General features: G+C 34.2%; 15 protein-coding genes. 12 read left to right on the forward strand and 3 right to left on the reverse strand.

What is annotated here, in order from left to right; translation table 11 throughout:
* Positions 1–128: 128 nt before the first annotated feature.
* The 4 genes from WN975_RS11090 (at position 129) to WN975_RS11105 (ending at position 2,867) form a co-directional block, all read left to right on the forward strand.
* Positions 129–728, forward strand: coding sequence for an NAD(P)H-dependent oxidoreductase (locus WN975_RS11090; protein ID WP_337966585.1), 600 nt, complete (start codon positions 129–131; stop codon positions 726–728).
* A 19-nt stretch (positions 729–747) separates the two neighbouring features.
* Positions 748–1,026, forward strand: coding sequence for a putative quinol monooxygenase (locus WN975_RS11095; protein WP_337966586.1), 279 nt, complete (start codon positions 748–750; stop codon positions 1,024–1,026).
* Between the two features lie 10 nt (positions 1,027–1,036).
* Positions 1,037–2,014 (forward strand): zinc-dependent alcohol dehydrogenase family protein, encoded by a 978-nt coding sequence (locus WN975_RS11100; RefSeq protein WP_337966587.1) that lies wholly within the window; start codon positions 1,037–1,039, stop codon positions 2,012–2,014.
* A gap of 394 nt (positions 2,015–2,408) precedes the next feature.
* Complete coding sequence (locus WN975_RS11105; RefSeq protein WP_337966588.1) at positions 2,409–2,867, forward strand: DUF3291 domain-containing protein; 459 nt, start codon at positions 2,409–2,411, stop codon at positions 2,865–2,867.
* A 113-nt stretch (positions 2,868–2,980) separates the two neighbouring features.
* Here WN975_RS11105 and WN975_RS11110 read toward each other — a convergent pair whose 3' ends face one another.
* Positions 2,981–3,688, reverse strand: coding sequence for a methyltransferase domain-containing protein (locus tag WN975_RS11110; protein ID WP_337966589.1), 708 nt, complete (start codon positions 3,686–3,688; stop codon positions 2,981–2,983).
* Positions 3,689–4,015: 327 nt separating this feature from the next.
* On the opposite strand from WN975_RS11110, the gene WN975_RS11115 reads away from it, so the two are divergent.
* Positions 4,016–4,897, forward strand: a complete 882-nt coding sequence (locus WN975_RS11115; RefSeq protein ID WP_337966590.1) for a LysR family transcriptional regulator — start codon at positions 4,016–4,018, stop codon at positions 4,895–4,897.
* A gap of 518 nt (positions 4,898–5,415) precedes the next feature.
* A complete protein-coding gene (locus WN975_RS11120) occupies positions 5,416–6,693 on the forward strand; it encodes a DUF2130 domain-containing protein (RefSeq protein ID WP_099708739.1) in 1,278 nt (425 codons plus the stop codon).
* Between the two features lie 159 nt (positions 6,694–6,852).
* Here the strand turns inward: WN975_RS11120 and WN975_RS11125 are convergent, their stop codons facing one another.
* Entirely contained in the window at positions 6,853–7,278 is a 426-nt protein-coding gene (locus WN975_RS11125) for an META domain-containing protein (protein ID WP_337966591.1), read from the reverse strand.
* Between the two features lie 104 nt (positions 7,279–7,382).
* Positions 7,383–8,069, reverse strand: a complete 687-nt coding sequence (locus tag WN975_RS11130) for an META domain-containing protein (RefSeq protein ID WP_337966592.1) — start codon at positions 8,067–8,069, stop codon at positions 7,383–7,385.
* A 364-nt stretch (positions 8,070–8,433) separates the two neighbouring features.
* Here WN975_RS11130 and nirB point away from each other — a divergent pair, with 364 nt between their 5' ends.
* The 6 genes from nirB (at position 8,434) to WN975_RS11160 (ending at position 16,943) form a co-directional block, all read left to right on the forward strand.
* Positions 8,434–10,947: a nitrite reductase large subunit NirB gene (gene nirB / locus WN975_RS11135; RefSeq protein WP_337966593.1), complete on the forward strand. Its 2,514-nt coding sequence runs from the start codon at positions 8,434–8,436 to the stop codon at positions 10,945–10,947.
* 285 nt (positions 10,948–11,232) lie between these two features.
* Entirely contained in the window at positions 11,233–11,610 is a 378-nt protein-coding gene (gene nirD, locus WN975_RS11140) for a nitrite reductase small subunit NirD (protein ID WP_099708743.1), read from the forward strand.
* A gap of 157 nt (positions 11,611–11,767) precedes the next feature.
* Positions 11,768–12,352 carry a DUF4202 domain-containing protein gene (locus tag WN975_RS11145; RefSeq protein WP_337966594.1) on the forward strand — a complete coding sequence of 195 codons (585 nt, stop codon included), beginning with the start codon at positions 11,768–11,770 and terminating at the stop codon, positions 12,350–12,352.
* 66 nt (positions 12,353–12,418) lie between these two features.
* Positions 12,419–14,224 carry a type IV pili methyl-accepting chemotaxis transducer N-terminal domain-containing protein gene (locus WN975_RS11150; RefSeq protein WP_337966595.1) on the forward strand — a complete coding sequence of 602 codons (1,806 nt, stop codon included), beginning with the start codon at positions 12,419–12,421 and terminating at the stop codon, positions 14,222–14,224.
* A 415-nt stretch (positions 14,225–14,639) separates the two neighbouring features.
* Positions 14,640–15,299 carry a response regulator transcription factor gene (locus WN975_RS11155; protein WP_337966596.1) on the forward strand — a complete coding sequence of 220 codons (660 nt, stop codon included), beginning with the start codon at positions 14,640–14,642 and terminating at the stop codon, positions 15,297–15,299.
* A 165-nt stretch (positions 15,300–15,464) separates the two neighbouring features.
* The gene (locus WN975_RS11160) at positions 15,465–16,943 is read left to right on the forward strand and encodes an MFS transporter (protein ID WP_099708747.1); all 1,479 of its coding nucleotides are present in this window, start codon (positions 15,465–15,467) and stop codon (positions 16,941–16,943) included.

The raw sequence follows: 16,943 nt of genomic DNA on the forward strand, positions 1-16,943 counted from the left end.
GTGACCCGCAGAAAAAGCGGGTCGGGCTATTCGTTACAATCTTTTTTATAAATAGAAAAAATTTATAAAAAAGGATTTTCACTTCTATCCCTCACACAAAATCGCGAATACATAAGAACATTACAATTATGAAGAAAATATTTATCATCAACGGAAGTCAAAATTTCGCACATTCAGGTGGGAAATTCAATGAAACCGTTACCGATTGGACAATCGAATACTTAAAAAGTAAAAATTACGAAATCAAAACAACTGACATCAAACAAGATTTCGACTTAGACGAAGAAGTAGAAAAATTCGTTTGGGCAGATGCAGTAATTTATCACACACCAGTTTGGTGGTTTCAATTGCCAAACCTTTTCAAAAAATACATCGACGACGTTTTTACTGCCGGACACCAAAAAGGAATCTACAAAAGCGACGGAAGAAGCAGAGTAAATCCTGACATCAATTACGGAACTGGCGGAATGTTGCACGGACGTAAATATATGCTAACCACAAGTTGGAATGCGCCCGCAACAGCTTTTACACTTCCGGGAGAATTCTTCGAAGAAACATCTGTAGATGACGGAGCTATGTTTGGTTTCCATAAAATGAATAAATTTGTAGGTATGGAAAAACTGGACGGTTTCCACTTTCATGACGTTGAAAAAGGTGCAACTGCCGAAAACATTAGCATTTTTAAGGAAAATTACACAAAGCACTTAGAAAAAACTTTTAACTTTTAACCTTTAACTTTTCACAATTATGATCTCAATTACAGCAATTTTTAAAAGCAAACCCGAAAATATAGAACAAGTTCAAAGCATGTTAAATCATTTGGTTACCGAAACCAGAAAAGAAGCTGCTTGTGTTCGTTACGATCTTCACCATAGCGAAAATGTTTTTATTATTTGGGAAGAATGGCAAGATCAGCCAGGTCTTGACATCCATAATAATCAACCGTATTTACTTGATTTTATAGCTAAAAGCGAAAGTTTAGTCGCTGCACCAATTCAGGTTTATAAAACGGTACAAATACTTTAATCTGAAAACAATGAGAGCACTATTAACTAATACTTACGAATCTGAATTTGTAAGCACCGAAATCGAAAAACCAACTCCTAAAAAAGGAGAAGTTTTAGTAAAAATACACGCAAGTGGCGTAAACCCAATCGATAATAAAATCAGACTTGGACTTTCGCCTTATGCATCACCGGTTTTACCTGCCGTTTTAGGAACAGATCTTGCCGGAGTAATCGAAGCAATTGGCGAAGGCGTTACAGAATTTAAAGTCGGCGACGAAGTTTACGGACTTGCCGGAGGCGTTCTTGGACTTCAGGGAACTCTAGCCGAATATATTGCTGTCGATGCTGATTTATTAGCGATAAAACCGAAAAACTTAACCATGAAAGAAGCTGCCGGAGTTCCGCTTGTATTGCTTACCGCTTGGGAAGGTTTGATTGACAGAGCCAAAGTACAAAAAGGCGACAAAGTTCTGGTTCATGCCGGAGCCGGAGGCGTTGGTCATATGGTGGTTCAGCTTGCTCAAAATCTTGGTGCCGATGTTTATGCAACAGTTTCTGAACAAAAAGCAGATTTTGTAAAATCATTTGGAGCAACTCCAATCGATAAAAATACTCCAGTTGAAGATTACGTAAATCAATACACCGACGGAAATGGTTTTGATGTTATTTACGATACACTTGGTGGACAATCTTTTGATGATTCCTTAAAAGCCATTCGTCATTACGGTCAAATCGCAAGTTGTTATGCATTTGGAACACATACACTTGCAACAAGTTCGCTTCGTTCTGCAAGTATTCATGGCGTTTTTGTACTTCATCCAATGATTGGTAATGAAAGAAGAAAACATCATGGTGATATCCTAAAACAAACGACAAAACTAATCGAAGAAGGAAAATTAAAACCAATTATCGATTCTAGAAAATTCACTTTGGACAATGCCATGGAAGCACATAAAGCTGTAAGCGATGGTTCTGCGGTTGGGAAAATTGTTGTTGATGTAATTTAATTTATTTTTCAAACTATAACAACATTGAATTCCTAACGGGCAATGTCATTAAGTTAAGCTTTTAGAAAATAAAATCCGTTTTTATCCGCGTTTTTACGAAGTAAATCTGTTTTATCCGCGTCAAAATTAGACGCTGATTGTACTGATTCGCTAAAGCGAAAACGCTGATAAAAACGGATTTTTCTAATTACTTTCTTGATTAAACTGTTAAGTAATTTTGTAGATTTCCAATTAACTAAATGACATTGCTCTAACGGGACTTTTTTTTGATTACGCTTTGATTACGTCAACAAAATGTGACTGTTTATCACATTAAAAAAAGTTATTGTTAATATTATACTGTAAAATTTATTCCAAAAAAACTAACTTGCCTCATATTCAAAACCATACAAATATGAGTCATTATCATCTTGCCGAAATTAATATTGCCAAAATGAAAGGAGTCGATATCAACGATCCAATCATGAAGGAATTCACAGATAATTTAGAACTCATCAATACTTTAGCCGAAAATAGTGATGGATTTGTCTGGAGATTAAAAGATGACAGTTATAATGCAACAAATCTGAATCAGTATAATGATGAACAGATAATTGTAAATGTTTCCGTTTGGGAGAATATTGAAACACTGGAATATTATATGTATAAAACATTTCACAGTGATTTTTTAAAACGCCGTAAAGAATGGTTTCTGAAATTTGGAAAAGCCCATACCGCTATGTGGTGGATTCCAAAAGGACATATTCCAACTCTAGAAGAAGCTGTTGAAAAACTGGATTATTTACAGAAAAATGGAGTTTCGGAATTGGTATTTGATTTAAGAAACAAATTTCCGATGCCTGCAGAAGCATAATTTTATTAGCCATGAATTCACGAATTAAAATAAATATTATCCGCATAGATTTTAAAAATAAAACTCGTGACCCGAGCGATAGCGAACAGGCGAAGCAATTCGTGGCAAAAAAGTTACTTGATTCCGCCAAAAGCACCAAAACACATATTCTTGTGCAAAATTTCGACGCTTCTAAAACCAATCTTCTTCATCAAATCCAATTGGTAATTCATTGATCTTGGCGAATCTTCTTTCTCTACATAATCCAAAACTTTCTGACGATATTCTGCGCCGCCAATTCCTTCTAAATAATCGCCATAACGCTGCCAAGTATACTCGTTTAACAATTCAGTATCCTGAGTAATTAAGTCCGAAATCATAAAACATCCGCCAGGTTTTAACAATTTGAAAATCTTAGTAAAAGTCGTTTCCCAATCCTGATCATCACGTAAATGATGCAAAACCGCTCCAGCCAAAATAATATCAAAATGATTTTCCGGTAAATCTACTTCCCTAATATCGCCGTGTTTTATGGCTACATTTCCATTAGTTTCTTTTGAAACTCTATCAAAAGCACGATCCAACATTGGCAAACTCAAATCGACCAAAGTGCAATTCAAATTCGGAACTTTCGAAAGCATTTTTAAAGTATAATTTCCAGCGCCGCATCCAATATCCAAAACATTAACCGCATTTGGAACAATTCTTTTAGAAGCTTCCGTAATTAATTCTAAAGAAATTGTAGCGTCGATTGTCGCCACTTGTCCCGTTTCTAAATTCGAAAATCGCTCGACATCATTGTCAAATCGTTCTCTGATTTCTTCAATAGTTGATTTTTTCATAGTTTTTTGTTTTTTTATTGCCCACGGGTTTTACGGATTAAACTGATTAGCGCAGATGTATTTTTTTATATACTTTGCCTGTTTTTTTTGCGACTCCCGATAGCTATCGGGATAAAATGATTTTAAATTTAATAATAAAAAGAATCTGTATAAATACTTTTAATCAGCGGCATAACTTTTTTATTACTCACCAAAAAATAAAAAATCCGTGCAAACCAGTTTAATCCGCGTCATCTGCGTGCCATATATTTTTTTATCAAAACTACCACTTTGATATATACTTCAAAAATACTTATTTTGTCAATTATTAATACTTAATAGGTATTTATGGAATTACGTCACTTAAAATATTTTTTAGCTGTAGCCGAAGAATTAAACTTTACTAAAGCTGCTGAAAAACTATTTATTTCGCAACCGCCATTAAGCCGACAAATTATCGAATTGGAAGAAGAAATTCAGGCGAAGCTTTTCATTCGGAACAATAAAAAAGTAGTACTTACAGAAGCCGGAAAATATTTCGAAAAAGAAGTAAAAGAACTTTTTAAAGATCTCGAGCGTATTTCCGTTAAAACGAAAAAAATAGCCGAAAATGTTTCCGGCGAATTTAGAATCGCTTATATAAGTTCGATTTATTCGGCTGTAATTTCAGAATTGATAAAACATCTGAAAGAGCAATTTCCTTATGTAAATTTCAAATTATTTGAAGTTTCAACAACCAAACAAATCGACGCTTTAGAGCAAGGAAAAATCGAATTAGGAATTATTCGTTCTCCGATAAAATCTCCTAAAATAAAATCGCAATTATGGTTTCAGGACGGATTTTCGGTTGTTTATAATAAAAGCCTGATTCGAATTAATTCCGAAAAAGAAATCCCGAATCTAAAAGACGAAACTTTTGTGTTTTTCAACAAAGATTATGCGCCACATTATCATGAAGTTTTACTGGAACTTTGTGCATTTTATGGCTTCACGCCAAAAGTAGTTCACGAAGCAAACAATATCAATTCGATCGTACAATTGGTCAAAAACGGATTAGGGATTTCGATTGTTCCTTCTAACATTGCCAAGAACAATCAAGATTCTGAAATTGGTTTTATCGAATTAAAAAAAGTGAATTTGTTTACGGATGTTTCGCTAATAACTTCAAAAGAAGACGATTCTGAAATTACGAAATCTACTGTTGACTTTTTATTGAATTTTAAAAGGTAAAGTTGTTTCTACGAATTATTTGAAACGATGGAAATCCGTAAAAAATAATTTTTATAAGTACTTAAATTGCATACTTTAAAATAATCTCGCAAAGTCGCAGAGACGCAAAGTTGCAAAGTTTTTTTCTCATTTTATGTCATTTCGAGGAACGAGAAATCACACTAGTGGCTCGACAAAGATTAGCGATTTTGATTGCAGAGTTTCTTGCGAGGATTTCTCCTCCGTCGAAATGACAAACAGCACGGATAATCAATAGTTACAAAAAACGTTATGGCACTTCATTCTATTTTTTAAAGCCACAGATTAAAAGATTAAAATGATTAAAAAATCTGCTCAATCTGCAAAATCTGCGTGAAACAAAAAAACTTTGCGGCTCTGCGACTTTGCGAGATTAATGAATCAAAACCATTCGCATTAACACAAAACAATTCGTGAAAATTCGGGGAATTCGTGGCAAAAAAACCTCAATTTTTAAATACCTTAGCAAATTATAATTCTACTCAATAAAATAAATAAAAATGGCAGAGCAATCTTCAATTCAGTGCCCAAACTGCGGAACAACTATCGATGTAAATGATATTTTAAAGCATCAGTTAGAAGATAGTATCCGTAAAGAATATCAACAAAAGGCAAATGCTCAAGCCAAAGAATTAGAACTTAAAAACGAGCAATTCGAAAGAGCAAAAACCGAATTTGAAGCTAAAAAGAAACAGGAAAATGAACTTTTTGCTGAACGCTTAGAACGCGAGAAAAAAACGGCCGAAAAAGAAATTACCGAAAAAGTAAAAAATAAACTCGCCGAAGAAAATAAAGATCGTTTACTTGCGATGGAAAAAGAACTTTCTGAGAAATCAGAGAAACTTCGCGAACTTAATAAAATGGAAGGTGAAATTGCTAAACTTCAGCGTGAAAAACTGGAGATGAAAGAAGCAATCGAAGCCGAAGCTCAAAAGCAACTTAATGCAACTTTAGTTTTGGAACGTGATAAAATCCGAAAACAGGAAGAAGAAAAAAACGAGCTAAAAATCAAAGAATATCAGAAACAATCAGACGATCAAAAGAAACTGATTGAAGAAATGAAACGCAAGCAGGAACAAGGTTCTATGCAATTGCAAGGTGAAGTAATGGAATTGGCGATTGAGGAATGGCTGGCAAATAATTTCCCTTTAGATACGATTGATGAAATTAAAAAAGGCGCAAATGGTGCGGATTGTCTTCAAATTGTAAATACACGTGAATTGCAAAATTGTGGCTCTATTTATTACGAAAGTAAGCGTACAAAAGCTTTTCAACCCGCTTGGATTGAGAAATTTAAAAATGATATTAGAACCAAAAGAGCGAATATTGGTGTTTTAGTAACCGAAGTTATGCCTGCCGGAATGGACCGAATGGGAATGCGTGACGGAATCTGGATTTGTACTTACGAAGAATTTAAAGGTTTAAGTGCCGTTTTACGTCAGTCTTTAATTCAGGTAAGTCAGGCAGTTCAGGCGCAGGAAAACAAAGGAGATAAAATGTCGATGTTGTATGATTTCTTAACAAGCAATGAATTCCGTTTACAAATCGAAGGTATTGTTGAAGGTTTTACGCAAATGCAAAGCGATCTTGATTCTGAAAAAAGAGCGATGCAACGTATCTGGAAACAACGTGAAAAACAAATCGAAAAGGTAATTCACAATACTTTAGGAATGTACGGTTCTATTCGTGGTATTGCCGGAAATGCTGTTCAGACTGTTCGTGCTTTGGAATTGGATTTTGTTGATGAAGAAAAAGATATAACAGAGGAATTGGAGTAGGAATGTGAGATTGTACGCGGATTTTACGGATTCGCTATCGCGAAAACGCGGATTTAAACGGATTTTTTTCTTGTGGATTTCTCCTCCGTCGAAATGACAAAATGATACAAAAAAGGCTTCGAAATTAATCGAAGCCTTTTTATTTTGAAGTTGCTTTAATTAACCTTTTTTGAAAGACATCGTCAATCCAAATTGATTTGAAAGCATCAGCTTATTATTCTCTACTGAATAACCTGAAGTTGTTTTTAACAATTGCGAAAACTCACCTTCTTTTTTTGCATCGCATTTTTTAGTTTCTGAAGTAAAATTCAAAAACTGAATTTGTCCTGCTCCTTTCGAAAATAAATTTCCTTTAATAGCATTACATCCTGTAGATCCTGAGAATGTTGACGGACTCATTACGATTTTTGGTAAGACTGAAAAATCTTTTTCAGTAACAATTTTCCCGTTTAGATTTTCTAAAATCCAGGTTTGTTGTATTTTCTTTTCAACCGAACTTGCAACTGTCGTTGCATTTGCATTCTTAGTTGATTTGCAGCTGTAAGCTAATGAAACTGCAATAAATAACATTAAAATCTTTTTCATGTAAAATAACTTTTTATAAGTTTTATTTTACAAAAATATTTCAACTATAATGCATCATAGTACACTGTACGTTATTTTTAAAACAGATTAAGACATTTCAAAAATTAATCTACTTTTCTAAGAACCAAAAGTTTTCCTGAAGGATTAGAAAGTGTTAATCTATTGTTTCCAATAGTATAAGTGGTTGTACTTTGAAGCGCTTTAATAAATTCACCTTCTTTATTACCAGGCGCACAAGCCATCAATGTCGAAATTACATTTGAAAATCTCAATAAATCTTTCTCATAGAAAATAGTTCCACCAATAGAATTACAACCTCCAAATCCCATAAATTTATTATCGGCAGCATGGATTTCAATTCTTGGTAATTCTCTTTGAAAATCAGTAAGAACAACTTTTTTTCCGTTTAATTCCTCTAAAACCCAAATGTCATGCAAGCGGTAATCTGTAATATATTTTCCGCAGCCATTTAAGGTTTTATTGTTAATTTCTACCTTAACTGTATAAGGTGATTTTTCGCCTGACATTGAATCCTGACAATCAAATTGCTGAATTGTAACTGTAGCAGACGTTTTTCCGTTGTCAAGTCTATACATTTTTACATTCGCATCCATCGCTCTGATAGGTTCAACAGATTTAAAACTTACAGACTCCATTCCTTCAATCAATGATGTAAAAACAGTTTGGTCCTTCCCTATTTTCAATCCCCAAAATGGTTCATTTCCAGTAGCTTTAAAATAAACTGTTAGATCTTCTTCGTCTGAAGTTACTTTAAAAGTTGTTTCTTTCATGTTCGAATTTTTAACTGCGACTGACTTGCAGCTTAACACAACAGTTGTTAAGACACATAGTAAAAGTACTTTTTTCATATTATATATTTTTTATTATGCCATCACGTTAGAAAAAACTGAGCCAAAGATTGTCAAGCCTCGTTTTTTATGATTTTTTTAGGGCAAATCCCTTATAAATTTAAGAAAAATAACACAATTACAAAAAAAATCTAAAAATCAAAAAAGCTTCGAACCCGCGCTACTTAAAAGATTGAGACAAAATACGTAGAAAAAAATAAAACACTACTTAAAAAAATTACTTACATACGTATTTTTATAAGTACAAATACTTATATTTGCGTAGTAATACTTAATTAAAGAAATCATGATTAGAGTAATAGTAGTTGGAAACGGCATGGTTGGTTATAAATTTTGCGAAAAATTCATTGCAAAATCAGGACAGGAAAAGTATCAGATTACAGTCTTTGGCGAAGAACCCAGACGCGCTTATGACAGAGTTCATTTAAGTGAATACTTTGGAGGAAAAACAGCCGATGATCTTTCGTTATCTACCAGTGAATGGTATGCCGAAAACAACATTACTCTAAACACTTCAGAGTTAATTACTGACATTAACAGAGAAGAAAAAACAATACATACACATTTAGAAAAAACTCATACGTACGATTACTTAGTTCTGGCAACAGGTTCTTCGGCATTTGTTCCTCCTATTGATGGTGTCGAAAAAGAAGGCGTGTTTGTTTACAGAACTATCGAAGATCTGGATGCGATTATGGCTTATGCCAAAAAAATAAAACAAAAAGGTGCAACAGAAGCGGCAGTTTTAGGTGGCGGATTATTAGGTCTTGAAGCTGCAAAAGCCGTTCGGGATTTAGGACTGAATCCGCATGTTGTAGAATTTGCACCACGATTGATGCCCAGACAATTAGACAAAGGCGCAAGCGATATGCTGCAATCAAAAATCGAAGAATTAAATATTGGTATTCATCTCAATAAAGCGACACAATATATCGACGGAAAAGAATGCATAACGGGAATGATGTTTGCTGACGAAGAATTGTTAAAAGTAGACATGTTGGTTATTTCTGCCGGAATTAAACCTCGCGATGAATTAGCCCGAGTTTCCGGTCTTGAAGTTGGTTTGCGAGGCGGCGTTGTGGTAAACAATCAAATGCAAACATCAGATCCTTCTATTTTTGCGATTGGCGAAGTTGCCTTATACAATCAAAACATTTACGGACTTGTTGCTCCGGGTTACGAAATGGCCGATGTAGCCGCTGAGCAAATCTTAAATGGTTCTAAAACCATGAGAGAAACCATCGATATGTCGACACAATTGAAATTAATTGGTGTTGAAGTTGCGAGTTTTGGTGATCCTTTTGTCGAAAATGATGCTGTAACCGCAATCATTTATGAAAACAAATTAAGCGGAATTTATAAAAGAATCAACGTAACCAAAGATTCTAAAACTTTATTAGGCGGAATTTTAGTTGGAGATTCCAGCGATTACAATTCACTTTTTCAGATTTACAGTAATGCAATGGCGTTGCCTAAAAATCCCGAAGATCTGATTTTAGGATCTCGTGATGGTTCTGAAGGTTCAAGTTTAGGAAGCGTTCTGGATTTGCCGGACACAGCCGTAATTTGTTCTTGCGAAAACGTTACTAAAGGTTCTATTTGTTGTTCGCTTCTGGACGAAACTTGTTCTAATTTTTCAGATGTTGTCAAACATACCAAAGCTACTTCTGGTTGTGGAGGTTGTAAACCAATGGTTTCTGATTTGGTAAAAGCTACTCAAAAATCATTAGGAAAAGAAGTCAAAGATGTTATTTGTGAGCATTTTAGTTATACGCGTCAGGAATTATTCGACTTGGTAAAAATCAATAAATACGAGAATTTTTACGAAGTTATCGATCATCACGGCAAAGGCGATGGTTGCGAAGTTTGTAAACCTGTTATAGCTTCGATTTTCTCGAGTATTTATAATGACACTGCAAACAAACACGTTACGACGCAAGATACAAACGATAGATTTTTGGCTAATATTCAACGAAACGGAACTTATTCTGTGGTGCCAAGAGTTGCGGGAGGAGAAATTACTGCCGAAAAATTAATCGTGATTGGAGAAGTTGCCAAACAGTTTGATTTATACACCAAAATTACCGGAGCGCAACGTGTCGATTTGTTCGGAGCGCATTTAAGTGATTTACCGAAAATCTGGAAAATACTAATCGATAATGGTTTTGAAAGCGGTCACGCTTATGGAAAATCCCTTCGCGCCGTAAAAAGCTGCGTAGGAAATGCGTGGTGTCGTTACGGAATGGACGACAGCGCCGGATTTGCCATAGAATTAGAAAACAGATACAAAGGAATTCGTTCTCCTCATAAACTTAAAGGTGGCGTTTCGGCTTGTATTCGCGAATGCGCCGAAGCTCGAGGAAAAGATTTCGGACTAATTGCAGTTGAAGGCGGTTGGAATTTATATATCGCTGGAAATGGTGGAGCAAATCCAAAACACGCTGTTTTACTCGCAGAGAAAATCGACAAAGAAACTGTGATCAAATACATGGATCGCTATTTAATGTACTACATCCGCACGGCTGGTCCGCTTGTTAGAACCGCAACCTGGCTGGAAAAACTAGACGGAGGTTTAGAATATTTGAAAGAAGTAATTATCGAAGATTCTCTGGGAATTTGTGAAACTCTCGAAGCCGAAATGCAGACTTTGGTAAACACTTTTGAATGTGAATGGAAACAAGTTCTTGAAAAACCAAGATTATTAAAACGCTTCAATCATTTTGTAAACTCTGAAGAGAAAGATGATAATGTTGTTTTTGTTCCGCTAAGAGATCAAAAAGCGCCAAAAGCGTGGTCGTAAAACTTTATACATAATTATTTAAACACATAGAAACATAGATTTTATGAACTCAAAAAAGGCGTTTCACTTGTTTAAATAAACATAGTATAGTTATTATAAAAATTGCAGTTTCAAAGATTTTTAATTTTTAATTCTCAATTTTTAATTAAAAAATACAGCTCCAAAAAAAAGAAAAAAAATATCGCTAACGTTTGCTGTCCTCTTACCCTCTTTTTTACTGCGCCATCATAACTCTCTTGATTGTAAAAAGAGGGATAAGAAACAGGAAACTAAAATTTGAATCCAATGGAAGAAATCTTAAATCAATATGAAACCGTTCACCCAAGTGATGCAACAATTTGGTTCAAAGCCGGAAAAACAGAAGATTTCCCAACCAATCGTGGTGGTTGCATTAAATATAAAAACAAACAAATTGCTATTTTCAATTTTGCGCGTCGCAATGAATGGTACGCTTGCCAAAATGCCTGTCCGCACAAAATGGAAATGGTTCTCGCAAGAGGAATGACCGGATCAACAGATGATATTCCAAAAATTGCGTGTCCAATGCACAAAAAAACATTCTCATTAGTTGACGGTTCGAACCTAAATGGCGACGATTTTAAAATTGCAACGTATCCGGTTAAGGTTATTGAAGACGAAGTGTTTGTTGGATTTGTAGATTAGACTTTTAAGAAACAAGATGAAAGAACCAAGATGAAAGAAACAAGACAATAAAGTTTTTCAAATCTTGCTTCTTGCTTCTTTCATCTCCTTTAGACAATCAACTTTCGACTTTTCTACTTAATTCCGTATATTTGAATTCTATTATCTAACCAAAAAAATGAACACACCTTTTCAAAAAGCAAGCGAATGGATTGATGCTGAAAACGCTCAGGATCCGAATATCGAAATTGACCAAAATGTCGAATATCCAAAGGAATTATTATATTCAAACAGGATGTACGAAAGATTAATGCAATTTGAACCTGAAGCTTCAGAAGAAATTCAGATTGCGTCAAAAGCACAACACATTTGTCGATGGAAAGTTGCAAGAGAATCTTATCCAATGGATCGTGTTGGGTATTTGAAATGGCGCGAAGAACTTAAAAAATTCCACGCCAAAACTACCGCAGGAATCTTAGAAAAAGCTGGATATAGACAAGAATTTATTGATCGTGTTTCATTTTTAATCGAAAAAAAATTACTTAAAAAAGATGCCGAAACTCAATTACTTGAAGATGTAATTTGTTTGGTATTTTTAGAATATTATCTCGATCCTTTTGTACACAAACACGACGAAGAAAAATTAAAAAATATCATTAAAAAAACCTGGGATAAAATGTCTGACAAAGGACATCAGGAAGCTTTAAAAATTAGTTATTCTGAAGAAAACTTAAACTTAATAAAAGCATCTTTAGGATTGTAAATGCTTTTATAAAATCATTTAAAAGCAAATTATATTCTCGCCAAAAAAGACAGATCTTATTTTCGAATGAAAAAAAACAATCAGGAAGCTGCAGATAAAATCACTTTCAAAAATTTACGACGTCTGTATTTTTTTGCACTTCTGACTATTGCTATAACCATCATTTTAAGTCAGTTTCTGGTTCAATACAATTTAAAACAACAATTAAGCGATTCTAAAATCATCAATATTTCGGGAAAGCAAAGAATGCTGAGTCAGAAAATTGTCAAGGAAATATTGATTTTACATTATGTTTCTGCTAATACTTCTCCACAACAAATTTCGCACTTAAAAGAAGTTTTATCACTTTGGAAAACCACTCAAAATGCTTTAGAAAATGGCAGTGATAGTTTGGCTTTCCCAAAAGAAAAAAGCGAAACACTCACAAAATTATATCGTGAAATAAAACCAAATTTCACAACAATCGCCGAAACAACAGATTTGTTTCTGCTAAATTTAGAACAGAAAAATAACTTAGCCAATAATCAAAAACTGGTTCAACTTATTCTGGAAAATGAAGGTGTTTTCCTTTCAAAAATGAATCAGATTGTAACGCAATACGATCTCGAAGCACACGAAAAAGTTACGGAACAACGCAAGATCGAATATTGGATTTTCGGTTTTACACTTTTGGTTTTGCTTTTAGAATTCTTCTTCATTTTTAAACCTACAAATAAGAAAATCGAAAAACTGATTGCAAAACTTTTATCTTCTGAAAAGAAAGCTTTAAAACTTGCACACGACACAGAAATCATCAGTGAAATCAAAGAAAACTCGGTAAAAGAATTAAAATCGCTCAATTATGCAATGGAAAACACCTTGCTTTATTGCCGCATTGCTCCCGATGGTTCGATTATTCATGTTGGAGAAAAATTTGCAAAACTTTTAAATTACACTAAGTTTTTATCCAATAAAAAGTTCTCAGAAATCTTAACGACTGACGAAAAAGAACAGCTTAATATTGACCGCATTATTTTCGAAAAACAACGAAGCGGCTGGCAAGGCGAAATCAAAATCGTCAATAAGGAAGCGCAAACGATTTGGCTCGATTTATCGATGGTTCCGGTAATGATTAAAAAGGACGAATTAGAACTTTTGATTGTTTGTTTCAATATTACAGAACGCAAAAAAGCGCAACGTGAAGTCGAGCGTTTGAACATTGAAAACAGCACCGAAAAAATCAATCAGCAGAAGATTATTTCCAGCAAAATTGTCGAAAATCAGGAAAACGAACAAAACCGAATAGCCAAAGAAATTCATGACGGAATTGGTCAAATGCTTACGGGATTAAAATTCAGTTTGGAAAGTATTAATCTGGACGACAAGGAAAAAGCAGCTCAAAAAATAGAATATTTAAAGAAATTATCGCTTGATATTATCAAAGGTGTTCGCACGGCAACTTTCAACCTGATGCCACCGGAATTAAGCGATCACGGTATTGTTTCTTCTCTCGCAAAACTTACGCAGGAACTTTCGAAATTAACCGGAAAAGAAATTTTATTCTACAATAAAACCGATTTTAATCAGCGTCTGGATTCTTTGATCGAAATCAATATTTATCGCTTAACTCAAGAAGCAATTAACAATGCCATAAAATATGCTGAATCGTCGCATATTATCGTGCAACTTTCGCACAGCGATACTTTATTAAGCATAATTATAGACGACAACGGTAAAGGTTTTGATATACATGCCGTCGACAAAAAACGCAACAGCGAATCCGGAATGGGATTATTGTTCATGAAAGAAAGAATTCAATACATCAACGGACGCGTTTTTATTAAATCAATTCCCGGCGAAGGAACGAGGATTACTTTTAATATTCCTATTTAATAATTAGATAATTTGTCAATTAGATAATTAGATAATTTTCTACACGCAGACCTTTGTCAAAATTTGAAACTTTGACAAAGGTTTTCGCAATCTTATCTTATCCGGAAACTCGTACTTACGCCAAACCCGACAGGTTTTAAAAACCTGTCAGGTTTAGAAGACGCAGAAAAATCAATCTTTGTCGATCTACTTGTGTGATCTCTCCTTCGTCGAGATGACAAAATACTTCTTCAAAAAAGAAAATAGACAAAAGTCTACAACGAATTATCTAATTTTCTAATTGGCACATTTTCTAATTAAGATATTTTCTAATTGACAAATTATCTAATTATAAAAAATTACAAAAATTACGTATCTTAGCATCTTCTTTTTAGATGAATATACGTAAAAATCAAGAATCAAAATTAAGTAAATCATGAGCAATAATATTCGAGTAGTTCTGGCAGATGATCATGTATTTGTAAGAGATGGGATAAAATCTTTACTGGAAAACGAAGCAAACATTGAGGTTGTAGGCGAAGCTATTGATGGCGCCGATGCTCTTGAAGTTGTTACAACCAGTAAACCGGATTTACTTATAGTAGATATTCGTATGCCAAATTTAACTGGTATCGAGGTAGTAGAAAAACTTAGAAGCGAAAGTAATAACGTAAAAATTATTATGCTTTCGATGCATGAATCTGAAGAATACGTATTGAAATCTATCAAGGCCGGAGCCGATGGTTATTTATTGAAAGGTTCGAGCAAAGAAGAATTCCTAAAAGCGCTGCATACTGTGGCAGCGGGCGGAAAATATTTTAGCGGAGATATTTCTTCGATATTAATCAGTCAATTGACAAATGTTTCAAATTCCCTTGAACCTAAACAAAATTTAGGCGAAGAAATGATGATTACCAAAAGAGAAAAAGAAATTCTAACGCTTTTATTATCCGGAAAAGGCAACAAGGAAATCGCTGAAGCACTGGAAATTAGCAAACGAACTGCCGAAGTTCACCGTTTTAATCTAATGAAAAAGCTTAAAGTGAAGAATTTAATGGAACTTTCGAACAAAGCAACAGAATATTCGCTTTTGTAAATCTGTTTAAACGATAAAAAGAACCTTTTAAAAATAGCATTTTAATAAAATAGAGAATCAATTTTGTGATGTTGGTAAATCTACTTATTAAACTCAAAATACTTAGATAAAATTAAGTATTAATACTTATAAGTATTTACATTTGGTAAAACAAATCTAAGTACTATGAAAAATACAAACTCTTTATCACAATCACACAAGATTTTATTTTTGAATACTTTAGCCTTCACCGTATGTTTTGCTTGTTGGACATTAAACGGTGTATTGGTAACTTTTTTGGTTGACAATGGCATTTTTCATTGGAGCGTTGTACAAGTCGGTTGGTTATTGGGAATCCCAATTCTAACCGGATCTATTATGCGTTTACCAATTGGTATATTAACAGATAAATATGGCGGAAAATATGTTTTTTCCCTTTTACTTCTCCTCTGCTCGATTCCGTTATTTTTATTGCCTTATGCAGATAGTTTTGTAACGTTTGCAATCTTAAGTTTTTTATTCGGAATGGTTGGAACCAGTTTTGCTGTCGGAATTGGTTATACTTCTATTTGGTATCCAAAAGAATGGCAAGGACGCGCACTTGGAATCTTCGGAATGGGAAATGCCGGAGCCGCAATTACAACTTTTTTAGCACCATCGTTATTGAATCATTTCTCTATTAATGATCCTCAAAATGGCTGGAAAATACTTCCTGTTATTTACGCAATTGCGTTAGTTATTATTGGAATTGCCTTTTTAATTTTTGCCACAAACAAAAAAATAGAAAACAATACCAAAACCGTTTCACAAATGCTACAATCCTTAAAATGTGCCAGAGTTTGGCGTTTTGGAGCGTATTACTTTTTAGTTTTCGGGTGTTTTGTTGCTTATTCACAATGGCTTTTACCCAACTTTATGAACGTTTATCAAACCAGTCTTGTTATGGGCGGATTATTTGCAACGCTTTTTAGTTTGCCATCTGGCGTAATCAGAGCTTTTGGCGGTTACTTATCAGATAAATTCGGGGCAAGAAAAGTGATGTATTGGGTTTTGAGTTCTTCTGTAATTTTAAGCGCTTTATTAATGATTCCGAAAATGGAAATTACGACAACTGGTCCAGGCGTTTTGGCTACTAAAAAAGGTACAATAACTTCTGTTTCAAACGAAAAAGTAAAAATTGGAGATACCGATTTTGCAGTCGCTCAAAGAAAAGAGAATCAAAATGAAAATGCTATCTTGCCAACTAAAACTTCATGGCAACAAGTTGTTGTAGAACAAAATCAAACCGTAAAAAAGAAAGAGTTACTTGCCAAAGGAATTACTGTTATTAAATTCGATGCAAATATGTGGGTTTTTCTGGTTCTGGTAATACTTATTGGAATTTCATGGGGAATTGGAAAAGCTGCTGTTTACAAACATATTCCGGAGTATTTCCCAACTGAAATTGGCGTTGTTGGCGGAATGGTTGGAATGATTGGTGGTTTGGGAGGTTTTTTTGGTCCGATAATTTTCGGATATTTGCTCACCGCAACAGGAATCTGGTCAAGTTCATGGATTTTTATCTTTGTGTTTTCAGCACTTTGCCTGATTTGGATGCATTATACAATAACAAAAATCATGAACGAAAAACAACCAATTTTAGCCAGAGTTATTGACCGAAATTAA

Source organism: uncultured Flavobacterium sp., assembly GCF_951805225.1.
GTDB lineage: Bacteria > Bacteroidota > Bacteroidia > Flavobacteriales > Flavobacteriaceae > Flavobacterium.